At 54.9% G+C, this 16,534-nt stretch carries 11 protein-coding genes and 2 pseudogenes; 9 read left to right on the top strand and 4 right to left on the bottom strand.

Going from position 1 to position 16,534, the window contains the following annotated elements; translation table 11 throughout:
• Positions 1 to 1,175: IS21-like element ISPre4 family transposase (gene istA, locus K5E40_RS16915; protein ID WP_221731812.1), on the bottom strand; the 1,175-nt coding region annotated here is incomplete at its 3' end.
• A gap of 335 nt (positions 1,176 to 1,510) precedes the next feature.
• Between istA and K5E40_RS35045 the strand changes: the two genes are divergently transcribed.
• The 5 genes from K5E40_RS35045 to K5E40_RS16895 all read left to right on the top strand — a co-directional run bounded on the left by K5E40_RS35045 (position 1,511) and on the right by K5E40_RS16895 (position 7,545).
• Positions 1,511 to 1,639 (top strand): hypothetical protein, encoded by a 129-nt coding sequence (locus K5E40_RS35045; RefSeq protein ID WP_260455810.1) that lies wholly within the window; start codon positions 1,511 to 1,513, stop codon positions 1,637 to 1,639.
• A gap of 134 nt (positions 1,640 to 1,773) precedes the next feature.
• A complete protein-coding gene (locus K5E40_RS16910) occupies positions 1,774 to 3,204 on the top strand; it encodes a glutamate decarboxylase (protein ID WP_153338232.1) in 1,431 nt (476 codons plus the stop codon).
• Between the two features lie 69 nt (positions 3,205 to 3,273).
• Positions 3,274 to 4,974 carry a TrkA C-terminal domain-containing protein gene (locus K5E40_RS16905; protein ID WP_311775957.1) on the top strand — a complete coding sequence of 567 codons (1,701 nt, stop codon included), beginning with the start codon at positions 3,274 to 3,276 and terminating at the stop codon, positions 4,972 to 4,974.
• A gap of 616 nt (positions 4,975 to 5,590) precedes the next feature.
• Complete coding sequence (locus K5E40_RS16900) at positions 5,591 to 6,016, top strand: potassium channel family protein (RefSeq protein WP_153338233.1); 426 nt, start codon at positions 5,591 to 5,593, stop codon at positions 6,014 to 6,016.
• 827 nt (positions 6,017 to 6,843) lie between these two features.
• Complete coding sequence (locus tag K5E40_RS16895) at positions 6,844 to 7,545, top strand: response regulator transcription factor (RefSeq protein ID WP_221731810.1); 702 nt, start codon at positions 6,844 to 6,846, stop codon at positions 7,543 to 7,545.
• A gap of 244 nt (positions 7,546 to 7,789) precedes the next feature.
• Here the strand turns inward: K5E40_RS16895 and K5E40_RS16890 are convergent.
• Positions 7,790 to 8,197: pseudogene (locus K5E40_RS16890) on the bottom strand (transposase); the annotation flags it as partial.
• Between the two features lie 305 nt (positions 8,198 to 8,502).
• Here K5E40_RS16890 and K5E40_RS16885 point away from each other — a divergent pair.
• Entirely contained in the window at positions 8,503 to 10,125 is a 1,623-nt protein-coding gene (locus K5E40_RS16885) for a methyl-accepting chemotaxis protein (RefSeq protein WP_221731809.1), read from the top strand.
• A 216-nt stretch (positions 10,126 to 10,341) separates the two neighbouring features.
• Positions 10,342 to 10,769: pseudogene (locus K5E40_RS16880) on the top strand (transposase); the annotation flags it as partial.
• A 107-nt stretch (positions 10,770 to 10,876) separates the two neighbouring features.
• Here K5E40_RS16880 and K5E40_RS16875 read toward each other — a convergent pair.
• Positions 10,877 to 12,145, bottom strand: a complete 1,269-nt coding sequence (locus K5E40_RS16875) for a site-specific integrase (protein ID WP_221731808.1) — start codon at positions 12,143 to 12,145, stop codon at positions 10,877 to 10,879.
• Positions 12,146 to 12,298: 153 nt separating this feature from the next.
• The gene (locus K5E40_RS16870) at positions 12,299 to 13,213 is read right to left on the bottom strand and encodes a LysR family transcriptional regulator (protein WP_260455809.1); all 915 of its coding nucleotides are present in this window, start codon (positions 13,211 to 13,213) and stop codon (positions 12,299 to 12,301) included.
• 278 nt (positions 13,214 to 13,491) lie between these two features.
• Here K5E40_RS16870 and K5E40_RS16865 point away from each other — a divergent pair, with 278 nt between their 5' ends.
• Together K5E40_RS16865 and K5E40_RS16860 are read left to right on the top strand one after the other, a co-directional pair.
• Positions 13,492 to 14,514 carry a zinc-dependent alcohol dehydrogenase family protein gene (locus K5E40_RS16865; RefSeq protein WP_221731807.1) on the top strand — a complete coding sequence of 341 codons (1,023 nt, stop codon included), beginning with the start codon at positions 13,492 to 13,494 and terminating at the stop codon, positions 14,512 to 14,514.
• 550 nt (positions 14,515 to 15,064) lie between these two features.
• Positions 15,065 to 16,531: a hypothetical protein gene (locus tag K5E40_RS16860; protein ID WP_221731806.1), complete on the top strand. Its 1,467-nt coding sequence runs from the start codon at positions 15,065 to 15,067 to the stop codon at positions 16,529 to 16,531.
• Positions 16,532 to 16,534: the final 3 nt, after the last annotated feature.

Raw genomic sequence — 16,534 nt, 5'->3', positions numbered from 1 at the left:
CTCTTGGGCATGTGCTCGGTTTGGGTGGTGTGGCGGCCTTTGTGCAGCGAGCGCAGGTGACTGGCCACCCGCTGGTTGGCGTGGAAGCACTCGACGGTCTTAGCGGTTAGCCGCACTTCGAGTTGGTGCTTCACCAACTGGTACGGCACCGAGTAGTAATGGCCCTCGACCTCGACGTGGTAGTCGATGTGCACCCGCACCTTTTTCCATTCGGCGTAGATGTACGGATGTTCTGGTAGCGGTTGCAGTGCGGGTTGGTCGATGGTCTCAAAGGCCGAGCGGCGTGAGCCGGGCAGCTTCTTGAAGGGCTTTTGATTGAGGCGTTCGAGCAGCAGGCTGATTGCCGTGTTGAGTTCGCCCAGCGAGAAGAACTGGCGGTTGCGCAGCGCGGCGAGGATCCAGCGCTCGACGACTTGCACGCCGACTTCGACCTTGGCTTTGTCCTTGGGTTTGCGCGAGCGAGCAGGTAATACGGCGATGCCGTAATGCTCGGCGAGATCGCGGTAACTGGGGTTGATGTCGGGCTCGTAGCGATGCGCCTTGGTGACGCCGCTGCGCAGATTATCGGGCACCAGGATCTGCGATGTGCCACCGAAAAAAGCAAAACAGCGGGCGTGCGAGCCCAGCCAGTCAGGCAGCTTCTGCGACCAGGTGGCCTCGGCAAAGGTGTAGCTGGACGCGCCGAGAACGGCGACGAAGATCTGCGTTTGGCGGATCTCGCCGGTTCGCCGATCAATGACCGGTACGGTCTGGCCGGCGTAATCGACGAACAGCTTTTCGCCGGCACGGTGCTCCTGGCGCATGACCACGTCGACCTTGGCGGCCCAGAGGCGGTAGTGCTCGCAGAACCAGCTGTATTGGAAGCCTTGCGGGTGGGCGAGTCGGTATTCCTGCCAAAGCAGGGCCAGAGTTACGCCGGGGCGGCGTAACTCCCCGTGTACATGAGCCCAGTCTGGCACCGGCCTTTGATCGCTGGGAACGGTGGGCGGCGGCGGAAAAAGATGCCGTTGTAACTCGGCGTCAGTCAGCGCAGAGGGCCAGGTCAGGCCGCTGGCAGCAAAGCGATTGAGGTACTCACCGACGCTGGCTCGGCCTACTTGCAAGCTGCCAGCGACCTGGCGGGCAGATAGGCCGACCTCGAATTTGAGACGTAGCACTTCTCGAATTTTACGCATGGATAAACGCTCCACGACGACCTCTCTGCTTCGATAAAAGAGGTCGATGGTAGTGAATAATCCTGCGTTGCTGCCTGCCTTAAGGGTGGCCGGATGAGCGTGGAATGGGTGGCCGGATCATCGTGGAATCAGTGGCCGGATGTTTATGGAATAGGTGGCCGGATGGCCGTGGAATCCGCAATTTACACGACGATTTTTTATATTCATCGCCCAAGCTTATGAATATCGGGAGTCTTGATGATAGCTTGATAGAGTCTTGATAAAATCTTGATAATTAAATGCGATTGTAGTACGCAGACGCAGTACAGAATTCGTTTTAGAGTAACAGCGATGACATGGCTGAGGTCCTGACCTTCGCCGCCGAAGGCAACGTTAAAGTGGATATCGAACGCCAGCCTCTTCCGGCCATAAATAAAGTATTGAATGTCGCGTCGAATGTAGTTATCGATTTTGGCTTAAGTTGATCCATGGCTTGATGGCTAATACGAGTTCAAAAAAATGGTTGATTTTCTATCCCATAGATTTTTCCTGACGCAAGCTGATCAGCACCTGTCTTGATCAACGTCTAAGAGATTTCCTTTGTCAAAGGTAGGACGTTATGGCACTTCACAAAACGGTAGAGACGCAAAATCCAGCCATCGAAGACGTTTATTCGAGTGGCTCCGCCCAGCACAAGCTGCCCAAATATCGCCTCCCGGATCACTCGACCACGCCGTTTGTCGCCTACAACCTGGTGCGCGACGAACTGCTGCTGGACGGCAATTCCCGGCAAAACCTGGCGACTTTCTGCACCACCTGGGTCGAGCCCGAAGTGCAGCAGTTGATGGCCGACGCCCTCGACAAGAACATGATCGACAAGGACGAGTACCCGCAGACGGCCGAGATTGAAAACCGTTGCGTGCACATCATTGCCGACCTATGGCACGCGCCGAAGTCCTGGCAAACCGTTGGCTGTTCCACCACGGGCTCCAGCGAAGCGGCGATGCTCGGCGGCCTGGCCCTCAAGTGGAGTTGGAAGAAGCGCCGGGAAGCGGCGGGGCTGCCCACCGACAAACCGAATTTCGTGTGCGGCCCGGTGCAGATCTGCTGGAAAAAATTTGCTCGCTATTTCGATGTGGAAATTCGCGAAGTGCCGTTGCGCGGCGACGCGTTGGGCCTGCGCCCGGCCGACCTGCGGGAATATTGCGACGAAAACACCATTGGTGTCGTCGCGACCCTGGGCGTGACCTTTACCGGGATCTACGAACCGGTCGCCGCCCTGGCGGCCGAGCTGGACTCGATGCAACGCGATCTTGGCCTGGATATTCCGATTCATGTCGACGCGGCGAGCGGCGGGTTTATCGCTCCGTTCATCCAGCAAGAGCTGCAATGGGACTTTGTGATTGAGCGCGTCAAGTCGATCAACGCTTCCGGCCACAAGTACGGTCTGGCGCCGCTCGGCGTGGGCTGGGTGATCTGGCGCTCCACCGAAGACCTGCCGGAAGAGCTGATCTTCTACGTCGACTACCTGGGCGGCAACATGGCGACCTTTGCCCTGAACTTCAGCCGCCCCGGCGGTGAAATCATCGCCCAGTACTACAACTTCCTGCGGCTCGGTCGTGACGGCTACACCCGTATTCAACAAGCGTGTTCCGATACGGCTCAGTGGCTGGCGTCGGAAATCACCAAGTTCGCCCCGCTGGAACTGGTGTACGACGGCAATGACGGTCTGCCGGCGGTTTGCTACAAGCTCAAGGACGATGTAGATCACGGCTTCAGCCTCTATGACCTGTCGGAGCGTGTACGCATGCGCGGTTGGCAGATTGCGTCTTACCCGTTGCCGTCCGATCGTCAGAACATCGTGGTGCAGCGCATCCTGGTACGGCATGGCGTGAGTCGTGACCTGGTGGCGTTGCTACTGGAGGACCTGCGCAAGGCCATCGCCTACTTGCAGAAAAACCCGGTAGAGCATTCCGACGCGGGCCCAAGCTTCAGCCATGGAGCCATCGCCGTCCCGGTCATCCCGGCCGACACCCCGAACCTCAACTAAACGCACTGAATACTCACCGGGCCTTGAGGCCCGGTACCTTTAGCGTTGCATCGCCAGGTACGAATCATCGTGACTGCCTTCTTTAATTTCTTGCACGACAACCCTTACATACTGCTGTTCTTGGTAGTTGGCCTGTCTGTCTGGGTTGGGCGCGGCACCATCAAGGGCTACGGCCTGGGCGCGGTGGCCGGTGCCATCGTCATCGGCTGCGCGATTGCGACCTGGGCGTCGTATTACGGTGTGCATTTCGAACTCGATAACTTCACCAAGAGCCTGTTTTATTACCTGTTCATGTACGGCGTCGGGCTGCGTGTGGGGCCTTCGTTCATTAACAGTCTCAAGGGGGATGGTCTGAAGTTCACCTTCCTGGCGATTCTGTCCTCGTTTCTTGGGCTGGGCATCGTGGTGCTGGGTGTGCGCCTGTTATCGCTGCCGGTAGGTGCGGCGGGCGGGATTCTTGCCGGTTCGCAAACCATGTCGGCGGCCATTGGCTCTGCCGAACAGGCAATTACCTCAGGCGTGGTACCTCTGCCGCCGGGCACCACCGCGGCAGCGGCCACGGCGATGATCGCGCTGTCCTACGGTATCACCTATATCTGGGGCACGGTCGGGATCATTTTGATCTGCAAATACCTCCCGCGCTGGTGGGGCATGGATGCGCGCAAGGCGGCCAAGCAATATGAAGTAGAGCACGGCGTGCCGAACGTCGACGACGCCGGACTCAGCGGTTATCGGCCGTTTGATCTGCGGGCTTATCGCCTGGTGAACCCTGACTTGGTGGGGAAAAGCATAGCGCAATTCCGCGAGCGATATGCTCTGTACCAGATCGAAAACGTCGAGCGGGGCGACGAATTGTTGGGGGCCGCCCCGACTTTGGTGTTGCAACTGGGCGATGTGATTGCACTGGGAGGCAGCCTAGACGCGCTGACCGACCACATGGGCCTGATCGGGCCAGAAGTGCCGGATGCACGGGCGCTGAATATACCGCTGGATGAGGCGATGATTCTGGTTACCCACAAGGATGCCGTGGGCAAGGCACTCAAGGAATTCAGCCAGTCGCCGATTGCCGGGCAAGTGCAGTTGGTGGGGATTGAACGGGGCGGGGCGCCGATTCCCGTGGGGCTGGAAACCCGCTTGCAACGCCTGGATTTAATCCACCTGATCGGCCTTCGCAGTGCCATCGACAAGGCGACTGCCTTGTTGGGCAAAGCGGGGCGTCCGAGTACCGCGACTGATTTGCTCACGCTGTCGCTGGGCATGGTCCTGGGGTTGTTGATCGGCCTGATTCAGGTGCCGGCATTCGGAGCAGCGGTTGGCCTGGGTAATGCGGGTGGGTTGTTGGTGTCGGGGATTATCGTTTCGTCGCTGGTGTCGCGGGTGCGGTTTTTCGGCAATACGCCGAACGCGGCACGCAACATCCTCGAGGACATGGGGTTGATTTTTTTCGTCGCGATTGTGGGGGTGAATGCCGGGGCGAATCTGGTTTCGCAGATCAGCGCGATCATTGCGTTGAAGATCTTTTTGCTCGGGTTTGTGGCATGCACGATTCCGCCTTTTATTGTCTGGGCTGTGGGGTTTCATGTGTTCAAGATCAACTCGGCGATTCTCATGGGAGGTGTGGCGGGGGCGCGCAGTCATTCGGGGCCTGCGCGCGAAGCAGCCAAGGAAATCGATAGCACAGTGCCGTGGATCGGTTTCCCGGTAGCGTATGCGATATCAGGGATTTTGCTGACGGTTTTTGGATATTTTGCGATGGTTCTTGCCCGGTAATTATGTATGTGGAGGTCCACATCCCGTTCGATCTACTCCAGCCAGTGCGGACGCGCCGGATAATAGTCTAGTGTTGTTATAGGCCGAAAAATACTGAAGAAATATTTGACCGACCAATATGCAAAAACGATCCGGCGTTAGCTGCCGGTTTTATGGTTCGATCAAACGCAGTGATACAGGTAATTTCGGTGGGAGTAGTCAACAGGACAGATTTAATTTGTAGCGTCACGAACAGCCTCTAATGAGTTAATGCAAGCCCTAAATGGTTTTGGATTAGTCCAGATGATCATTGTTGGAAACTGCTTATTTACTATCCGACTGAAAACCCTGAATCGGGTATCTGATTCATCTCGATGTGGCCTAAAATGTTTGTAAATTGATTGTAAGGTAGGAATTTTTTCATAGCGCTGACTCAAGCCTTATTTGTAAATTTTAATGATTTTTTGTTGCTCTAACTTAAAACTCTTAGTCGCCATTCACTAAATGTTGCATCCAAGGAACTTGCTTGAGACTGCCATCATGAGCGACTTGATTCCTCTGCTTAGGACGCCGATCAACGCTCCAAGCGCTTCCCGGCTGACCGTATCCATTACAGTCGGTCTTACGGAGATAATTCATGCTGGCGGTCACGCTGATCAATACGCTGGTGGTGATCATTGCTGTGGTCATCCACTATGAATGCCTGTTGCGGCTGAACAGTTGGCTACCGCAGCTCGGGGTGTGGAACCGTTTCAAGATGGTAGTGGGGGTGCTGGGCGCCCTGTTCGCCCACGCCATCGAAGTCTGGTGCTTTGCGCTGACCTATTACTTGATGACGCGCGATGGAGAATGGGGAAGTCTGATAGGCCGGTTCGATGGCTCTTTCATGGACTGTGTGTACTTTTCCTTCATCACCTACACCACAATAGGTTTCGGAGATATCACTCCCGTGGGAAATCTTAAGTTTCTGACGGGCTTGCAGGCTCTGACCGGTCTGGTTCTCATCACATGGACCGCCTCATTTCTGTTTTTAGAAATGCAAAAATACTGGAAGAACAATTAGCGTCTTTGCATCCCTAGGGAGCACCTGTGCCTAAACTCTGGGCGGCTTCAGGTATGCGTTTATCGTGTTCGACGAACGGGAAATGATATTTTTCCACCATCGACCAATAGCGTGCCTGAGCATTCGGCGGCCTTTCGGGGGCAAGAATGAGGATGCCTAATCATATCCCCTGTGTTAGCGCGCATGGTGAAGAACCGGTTGTGAGCGATGCTGGGGAAGAGGTTTCACAATGCAAAATGAACAGCCCCAAAAATGCAGATGGTGCGTTATGCAGATGACTGTTTAATTGCGTGGACTTGACCACCCGTTTGTATTCCATCTGATCATCTATTTGCACTCAACCTGACCAGAAAGGTACTGGGTAGTACAGATGTTTGCGAATACTAGGCATTATAACGAAGGGCGCTAACAAACAGCGTGAAGGTCGGAGGTAGTAGAGTGCCGCCGGCTCGACCAGTTTGAATAGGATACTTAAATATCCTCATGAAGCTCAGAGCGTAGTTCGGATAAAATTTAAAATAATTATAAGGTCTAATGTTTCTTAAAGCTTCCTCGCGCAAAAAAATGTAAAAAGTTACAAGCCCAGAACGGCTTATAGGATTATACAAAATATTATAAATGTCCTGATGGCAGAAATAGGTGCAGCCACACGTTCATCCCCCCCCTGATTTTCCACCTTACAATGCAAAGGGTGGGCGTTTGGATGCATATCCATCTTCTCCAATATCTTCATAAAAGATTGAACCAATCTAAATAAATTCTTGAAAAGAATTATATATTGTCATGAGCCAGCACAAGCGGCTCGAACGAGTCTGGAGGCATCTCCAATGAAATTGCTTATTATTGAAGATTTCAACTCGCCACAAAACGAACTTCCCAATAAATTAGGAGCTAGTGGGTACAGTGTCGACACGGTACTAGGGTTCGATCAAGGTATGCACGCAATTAACAAAAACGCGTATGAAATTATAATAATCAATCAGCGCGTGAGAGAATCTAGCCATTATGGATTCGTAAACAATATACGAAACCACGGAAAGCGATTTCCAATAATTATTCTCGCCGACATAGGACATTGGCAAGACGCGGCTCAAGCATTAGACTCAGGTGCGGATGCCTATTTAGTAAACCCCGTTACGCTAGATGAACTTGATGCACGAATAAAAGCTTTGGTCCGGAGATGTTGTGAGTTGTCGCCCCCTACAATTAAAGCAGGAGTTTTAATGTTAGATGTGTATCGTAAACAGGTTGATGTTGAAGGCGTCACGGTCAAGCTAACCGCCTCTGAATATCGACTGCTTGAGTATCTAGTTCGTAATAGTTCAATTATACTATCTAAATCCGCTTTAATAAAGCATCTACACTCAAATAGTTATGACACCACAGCAAATGTTATCGAGGTGCTCATAGGGCGATTGCGTCGAAAACTAAGCGGTGAGAAAAACTACAGCCCGATCCAGACCGTTAAAGGAGAAGGCTATGTTTTTTCTGAGCACGGTCTAGCATTTAAAAATCTGGAGCGACGATAGGGTAGAGATACAACAAAAAATAGTACGTTGTTACTGGTGCTTAAATCTTTAACTCTAACGCGATTTAGTCATGACCGCAATCTCGGCGCTTATCCCCAAGGCACGAGTTTTCTGAGTATTGAACGCCATTAAACTATTAAACTTCAGAGGTCGAATCGTTCTAGACGAATAGAAAATCACCCTCACGCAGGCATCGTGTAGATGATTACAACGATAGATACATGACGGCCCAAGTCTGCTGATACGAGAACAGTCCCAATTGCTGACATAGCACAACGAACTGGCGACAGACGCCTCTGATGGCCTTGCTGTTGTCTTTTCGGAAGTTGGCGATGGTCTTGAAGTCCGGCATCAAACGCCCGGTCAACCACATCAGTTCGACGTTGAGCTGGGATTCTCGCTCCAAACGTCGGCTCGACTGGATGCGGTTGAGATAGCCGTAGATGTAGATCTTCAGCAGGATCGCGGGGTGGTAAGCCGGCCGGCCAGTATCAGCTGGAATGGCACCTTCAAAACCCAGATTGACCAGGTCGAGTTCGTCGACGAAGACGTCGACTACCCGCACCGGATTGGTATCGCTGACGTAGTCGTCGAGGCTCTCGGGAAGTAAGGTGCCTTGGCCTCGATGTTCACCTTGGATAAAGCGCTTCATGGGCGATCCCTGCGATGAAATCCTCAGAAATCATAGCAAGAGTTCGCGAAGGCGTTTTTACACACTCTGGGCCAAAAGCTGTCATTCATCTGATCTCCAAACCAAAAGAAATCATGGGGAGGACGATAACCGAGAATCTACAAGGCACCGTCGGTCGGGCTCGCCTCAAGAACCGCTCTGGCACGCCGATGACTCAGCTGTTAGTTTGCACGGTTCCGGCCACGAACCGGAACCGCAGACAGGGATGTTTGGACGTCTTTCACGCCCAACCAGGCGCACCTAATTCCTGTCATGAGTATCATCCGATGCTGCAAAAATCCCTGAGAACTCAGATCCTCGCACTGCTGAGCGGCAGCCTATTAGCGATGTTGCTGATTGCTTTAGCATGCTTTCATTTCCTGTCCAGCGGCGTGCAAAACTATGCCAACTTAATCGAAGGTCCGCTGCACACTTCGCAATTGATCGACGAGGCCAACCTGCAATTCAAGGTGCAGGTTCAGGAATGGAAAAACGTATTACTACGGGGCAAGCAGCCGGCAGACCTGGATAAATATTGGAAGCAATTCGAAGAACGTCAGCGCGACGTACAGGGGATCCTCGGCGAACTGGCTAACCAGAAAGGACTGGACGGCCAACTCAAGACTCGCATCGAACGCCTGCGTGACGAACACCGTCAGTTGGGCAGCGCTTACCAGAAAGGTCGCGACGCCTATATCGCGGCGGGTGCAGACCCCACCGCAGGCGACGCCGCCGTCAAAGGAGTGGACCGTGCCACCAGCGATCAGATGAGCGAACTTGTCGGCGAACTGCGCAAGCAAGGCACCGAGCAATCGACGCTAATCAGCGCCGCTGCCAAGCGCACTGTGATGCTAGGGATTATCGTGATGCTCGCCTCGGGTTTGTTGATCGGCCTGTTGAGCCTTTGGCTGATCAACCGCAACTTGGTTGACCCCATCCGCAAGCTGATCGACTACGTGGCGCAACTGAGCCAAGGGAAATTTGCCGAACGCGTGGCCAGCAGCCGTGAAGACGAGTTGGGCAAACTGGCCATGGCCGCCAACACCTTGCGCGACTTTCTCGCCGAAACCTTCAACCGCTTGCAGCGCAGCGCCAAGGATCTGGACAGCGCAAGTGGCGAGTTAAACGCCATCGCCGGTCTCATGGCCAGCGGTACTAACGAGCAGTTCAACCGTACCGATCAGGTGGCTACGGCGATGAACGAAATGTCCGCCACCGCCCAGGAAGTGGCGCGTCACGCAGCCGATGCCGCACGCGCCGCGGATGATGCCGACCAATCCGCGCAGCAGGGCGAAAAAGTCATGCGGGGCACCATTCACACCATCACCCAAATGCGTGGCGAGATCGCCAACACAGCCACGGTCATCCGTCGCCTGGAAACCGACAGTGGCCGCATCGGCAAGGTGTTGGAAGTGATTCGCGGCATCGCCGAGCAGACTAATTTGCTGGCGCTTAACGCGGCGATCGAAGCGGCCCGTGCCGGTGAAGCCGGACGCGGTTTTGCGGTCGTGGCCGACGAAGTGCGAAGCCTGGCCCAGCGTACGGCGGCGTCGATCATCGAAATCAACCAAATCATCCAAACGGTGCAAACCGGCGCGGTGGACGCGGCTCAGGCGATTGAAAGTGGCCAGTCGCGCAGTGAAGAGAGTGTCGCGCAAGTAAATGAGGCTGGAGCGATGCTAGAGCGCATCACCCATGCCGTGGAAGCCATTCGCGACATGAACCGCCAAATTGCCACCGCCGCCGAAGAGCAAACCTCGGTGGCGGAAGACATCTCGCGCAACCTCACCGAAATCACCACGATCGCCAGTACCAACCTGGACAACATGCAGCGCACCGAAGCAGCAAGCCGCAACCTTCACGGGTTGTCAGGGCAGCTAAATGAAGTGACGGCTCGTCTGAGTGCTTAGCCGGACCATTAGTGGTTAGATCGGCTTCAGGCTGAGCTGCCATGTTGGAAGACCGAGCCCCGTATTTAGTCATAGACTCACACGGGGCAAATGCTCAGACCAAAGATTCTCAGCATTTGTGTAACCTTCCGATGATGATACTTAATCTACTAAATGAATCGCCCCGGGTTTCGTAGACACCTCCATGCCTTAAAATGAGGCCAATCAGGAGGTGCCATGAGCAACCCGCGTTATCCCGAAGAATTCAAAATCCAAGCAGTCAATCAAGTGACCGAAAAGAAGCTGCCTGTCGCTGAGGTAGCGGCCCGTCTCGGCGTGTCGACGCATAGCCTCTATGCCTGGATAAAGCGCTACAGCAAACCTCAAGAAGAACGGCAGCAGGACGACGATCAGCACGCTGAACTGCGTCGTCTGCGAGCCGAACTCAAGCGGGTCACTGAAGAGCGAGACATCTTAAAAAAGGCCGCCGCGTACTTTGCCAAGGAGTGCGGCTGAAGTAGGCCTTTATCAAGCAGCGCGCGGGCGACTATTCCATTCGACGGCTTTGCCTGACGCTGAAAGTCTATCCCAGCGGTTATTACGCCTGGCTGTCTGAGCCGCAATCTGTACTCGCCAAAGACGACCAGCGACTGCTGGGTTTGATCATTTCCTACTTCGGCAAGAAGGGAAACCCCTTAGATTTCAATGGGTAGGACGCTAGATGCGAGTCTCGTTTCCCGCTACAATCTCCTGATTTGTATTCGCTGTATCGTCAATCTGTGGTTATTCGCGCCGCGTTTTGACGCAACTGATCTAGGTAGTTCGCCCATTGTTGGGCAGCCTCTCGGCGTTGCGCCAGCAATTGAGCCCGTGCATACACTGCCCCGAGCGCACCCGGCATTCGGTGAGATAACGAAAGTTCGAGCACGATTGGATCGATACCCAAGTGCTCGTGGGCAATGGTTCTGTAGGTCGCGCGAAAGCCGTGGGCAGTAATGTTGTACTCCGGCCAGATACGCTGAAAGGACTTGAGCATGGAGGTCGGATTGATGGGGCGACCCGGATAGACCGGCGAGACGAACACCCAGCCTTTGCCTTCTTCATCCACCACGCGGGTTCTATGTAGCTCGCGTAACAGAATCAAGGCTTGCTCAGGCAACGGCACGATGTGTTTGCTCTTGTCCAGATGCTTGGTCTTGCTCACCACATAACGCCAATCGGCGCCCACCAAGTCGACATCTTCCCATCGCATCTGCACCAGTTCGCCTGGGCGGACGGGCAATATGACCAGCAGGCGCATTGCCGCGGCAACGCTGCCGTCGTTGCAGTCATCAAGGCGCAGAAGAAACCTGCCCAGGTCGGATGGCCTTTCGATCGCCGGGTTGCTGGTCACAATGTGGCGAATCTTCAACTCCTCAATGTTGCTGAGCGCCACGTTGCGCTCCACCCAGCCGCGACCTTCGGCAAAGCCCAGAACGGCACGTATGATGGTGCGCACGCGCCGGGCCATGGCCATGGTGCGCTGGCGGCGCAACTCAGTGATGATCGTAGTGATGTGTTCCAACTTGATCTCGCTGATCGGTTTTTTGCCAATGGCAGGCAAGATGTGGTTGTTCAGCGCTCCGGTAAAGCCCGAGATGGATTTGGTCACCAGTTCGGCAGACTTGAATGCCAACCATTGCTCGGCCACGTAAGCGAAGGTGCGCTCTTCATTGAGCAACTGTGCCTCGATCTTGGCGGTCTTGGCCTTGAGCGGAGCGGTGTGGTTAGCCACGTCGCGGCGTGCGCCGCGGGCAATGTCGCGCGCCTCCTTGAGGCTAATGTCGGGGTAAGCGCCGATCGAGAAGCGGTTTTCCTTCCCATGCAGCCGATACTTCAATCGCCAAACCTTGGAAGGGGATTTGCCGACCTTACTCGACGCCCTCACCTCCAAGTAGAGGCCAGGAACTTCGCCATCGGCGTGTTTGCCAGGTTCGGTCAGTGAGCGGATCAAGGCATCGCTGAGTTTTCGTTTGAAAACAACCGCATTATCTGGGGGCATCTGTGGGGGCATCCTTTTTAAGGAACCGAAATTTGCCCCCAATTATGCCCCCATGGGTCGTGGAATTCATTGGATTTAGACAGACGGCCATGGACGTAATTGGCCAATAACTTGTTGTTATTAAACGGTTTTATGGAATTTAGTGGAATTCCGTTACAGACTCTCAGGATCCCCAAAAAACATCTGAATCCGCGACCGCAACCAACGCTCACCCGGATCGTTATCCTGCGACCCGCGCCAAGCCATGTGCAGTTCAAACGTACGGGTCGGCAACGGCGGATCTTCTGCGCGAACACCACCGGCCGCCGTCAGTGCCTCGGCGGTGTAGTCCGGCACGGTTGCGACGATGTCGGTGCCCGCCAGCAACGTGCTCAAGCCATTGAACTGCGGCACGGCGAGTACCACATGGCGTTTGCGGCCGAGTTTTTCCAGTTCTTCGTCGATGAAGCCGCTGAGGTCGCCAGCGAACGACACCAGCGCATGCGGACGCGCGCAGTAATCATCAAGGCTAAGTGGCCCGGGTACGGTGTCGGCACGTAACAATTTGGGCTGACTACGGCGCAAGACCTTGCGTTTGGCGTTAGCCGGCAAGTCTGTGGTGTAGCTGACGCCGATGGAGATTTCGCCTGATGCCAGCAAACCCGGCATCAGGATGTAGTTGACCCGACGCACCACCAGTACGATCCCCGGCGACTCGGCGCGTAGGCGTTTGAGCAGCATGGGCAGCAAAGCGAATTCAACGTCATCGGACAAACCGATGCGAAACACCGAGGTGCTGGTCGCTGGGTCGAACTCCGCAGCGCGGCTGACCGCGGTCGAAATCGAGTCGAGGGCGGGTGAGAGCAGGGCGAAGATTTCCACCGCGCGGGCGGACGGTTCCATGCTCCGGCCGGTGCGTACGAACAGTGGGTCATCGAACAGGCTGCGCAGGCGCGAAAGCGCCGCGCTGATCGCCGGTTGCCCGAGAAACAGTTTTTCCGCCGCCCGGGTCACACTGCGTTCGTGCATCAATGTTTCGAATACGATCAACAGGTTCAGGTCGACACGACGCAGGTCATTACGATTCATCTGGAGTCCTGGCAGAGTCATCAAGCTTGACGAGAGCGGCCATATGAGAACAATGGCCGGCATGAATCTTACGGGGAAAGGCTGTTACTCTGCACCCGTAAATTCAGTTTTACTCAGACGGTGGCAGCCGTTTTTCACGGATTTCACCCATGCCACCCATGCCACCCATGCTGCGGAATCAATGACAGGCATGTCGACTATTAATAGCCACTGATAGTCTTGGGTTAAAAGCCCAGATAGAGTTCAGGGCATTAGAGGTTACTTTGACGAGGTTTGCGATGTCCCGCACGATCCGTTTTCACAAGTTTGGTCCGGCCGAGGTGCTCAAATGCGAAGAGCATGCAGCCGCTCAGCCAGGTCCTGGCGAAGTGCAGGTGCGTGTCGAGGCGATCGGCATTAGCTGGTACGACACGCTCTGGCGTCAAAACCTGGCATCGTCCCAGGCGCGCCTGCCATCGGGTCTTGGCCATGAAATGGCCGGTGTGGTCACAGCGGTCGGTGCCGATATCGAGGACCTGTCTGTCGGTGACAAGGTCGCCAGTTTTCCGGCCGAAAGCCCGAATGACTACCCCGTCTACGGCGAGTCGATTGTGCTGCCGCGTACCGCGCTGACCCGTTATCCGGATGTGCTCAGCCCAATCGAAGCCAGTGTGCATTACACACCGCTGCTGATCGCTTATTTTGCTTACGCCGATCTGGCACGGGTCAAGCCGGGGCAGTTTGCTCTGGTGACAGACGCCAGCCATTGCGCCGGCCCTTCGTTTGTTCAGTTGGGCAAGGCGATGGGCGTGCGGGTGATTGCCGCGACCAAGAAGGCGGAAGAGCGCGAATACCTGCTCTCCCTTGGTGCGGAAAAGGTCATTGTCACTGAAGAAGAAGATCTGTTGATGCGAATCAACAAGATCACCGACAACCGTGGTGTCGACGTCGTCTTCGATGGCCTTGGCGGCCCGCAGATGTCGTTGCTTGGCGATGTGCTGGCACCGCGTGGCAGCCTTGTATTGTATGGTCTGCAAGGCGGTAACCAGACGCCATTTCCAGCGTGTGCGGCGTTCCAGAAGAATATCCAGTTCTTCGTGCACTGCATCGGCAACTTCACCGGCAAACCGGAGCTGGGCATCACCCAGGATCACGTCGCCCTGCAACGAGCCTTGCGTGACATTAACCAGTTGACCGCTGACCGCGTGCTGGTGCCGCTCAAGACCCGTGTATTCCCGTTCAACGAGTTCGTCGAAGCGCATCGCTATATGGACGAATGCCCATGCCGCGAACGGGTCGCTCTTCAAGTCGAACCGGCGTAAAGCCTGGTCCCGGAGTCCGTGGTCCCACGGACTCCTTTGCGTTTATTCCCCTCTCCAGAACAACAGAATTCCTTGGTGCTGCCCCCGGACAGTTCAGCAACTGAACTGGTTTTTGCTCCCGATCTGTATCTTCTAATCGAACTATAAGCCCTGATAATTGAAGGATTACTTTCATCTCAAGGAATGAGCCATGGCTGTGCATTCAATTTGTCCTGCATTACATAAAACGGCTAGCGCTGTTGAACGCGCCGACTCTTGTTTAATTGTTGTAGGTCTATTCGGAAACTGCTTCTCTATTTCTTGTACTCACTTGTCGTGGGACGTTGTGGGAAGTTTCCTAGGAATATTCAATATAGAAAAAAACCAAGCAAATACAGGCGGTTGAAGCTGTCCTTCGGTGATTGGTTGGCTTTTAGCAGCTCAAGTGTTTCAAATAACTACGAATTTGTAAGTGTTAGCATTTGAGCGTCTATTACTTACTTGATGAATTGTCGTGCGGCTGATATCTCCGTCGTTATGGCATGAAACTTTTGATACCGGGTAAATACCGATGAGCACGATCCATGACCAGGCTATGAATTATGTCTACCAGCAAGTATTGCAGCGTTTGCTGAGCTTCTTTTCCCGTGCAGAGCGCACGGCGTTGCAGTTATTGATACAGCGACTGGCCGTGGCCGCTGGCGGCATGGAGAACATTGGCCATTTCAAGGTACTGGTGAACCAGACCGGCTCGCGCGACAGTTGTTACACGCTTGCATTGCTGCGGGCTGCGCAGTTGAGTATCGCAGGGCGTGCGCCCGCGACCTTCCAGTTGCGGGTGGCGACTTTGCGCTGGAATGGCAATAGCCAGACGGCACTGCAAAACATGCACCGCAGCTACAGCGCACTGTTTCTGTACGATGACCCACGAGTCGAGCTGTTGATGGTGGATCATCGCCAGGTCTTGCCGTTTGATCATCAGGCACCTATCTGTGACGAAGGGCGTGAGGCTAACCGTATCAACTTGCTGTTGCTCGGTCACCGCAGGACCTTCAGTGAAACGCTGGAGTTTTGGGATGACGCTTATCTGGCCACCGCCGAGTACTACGGCCAGGTCGCCCGCTGGAACAATGGTGTCGACGCGATGATCGGTAGCGAATCCCCGCGCCGTCAGAAGCAATTTCTCGATGGGTTGAACCGTGCGGTGCAAAAAGCGGCAATCGCCGGGTCGCTAGCCAGTTCGGCGGGCTTCGAAATGCTGTTCCCGCTGCTTGACGGGCTCGGTGGCGACTACTACCGCGAGTTCTATACGGACGAGGAGCGGGTCGCGTGGCGCCCTGAAGGTCAATTCGAAGCCTGTCGACGCACCAGTTTCATCGGCATCAATGACATGATCGTCGGCAAGCTTGAAGAGCGCTGGCCCTTGCTGAGTGACTTTCTTGGATTTCAGGCAGATGACCTGGCGCTCTATCAAGGTGATGATGAGTACGCAGATCCCTTGGTGGCAGCGCATTTGTGTGGCTTGCAGGCGAGACTTATCGAGGGGCGAACCTACGAGGCGGGTATCAGCGATTACCTGCAAAGCTGCCTGACAACGATGCGCGCAAAACAGGTACCCGAACCGCTGTGCGAACAGCTGATTTCCAGCTTCGGCAATCTGCAGGAACCTGCACAACTGCGGTTGCAGGCAGAGTGCTGCCTGCAAACCCGTTTTGATCTGAGCGAAATCCAGCTGACGTGTCTTTTGTTCGCACCGTTCATTGATAGCGGTTCCGGGCTTGAACGGTTCCTGCGCAATTGCCATCCCGGGATGTTGGTTGCGCTGCCGGATCTGCACCGGGCGATGCAAGGCCTGCATGCACCTGAGCAAGTCCTGAAGTGGATGACGGATGTCAGCGGTTTATCGGTCGGACTGATCGTTCGTCTTTACGCCATGGGGCCGATTCAAATGCCTTCCCCCGGCGAAGTCGCCGCGCAAAACGCGAGCCTTGATGGGGTAGATTCCGGGTCGGCAGTCGATCGGTCGGCGGAAGGCTGATCG

Source organism: Pseudomonas baetica, assembly GCF_019733355.1.
Taxonomy (GTDB): domain Bacteria; phylum Pseudomonadota; class Gammaproteobacteria; order Pseudomonadales; family Pseudomonadaceae; genus Aquipseudomonas; species Aquipseudomonas baetica_A.
This window is presented reverse-complemented; position numbering and strand designations above follow the sequence as displayed.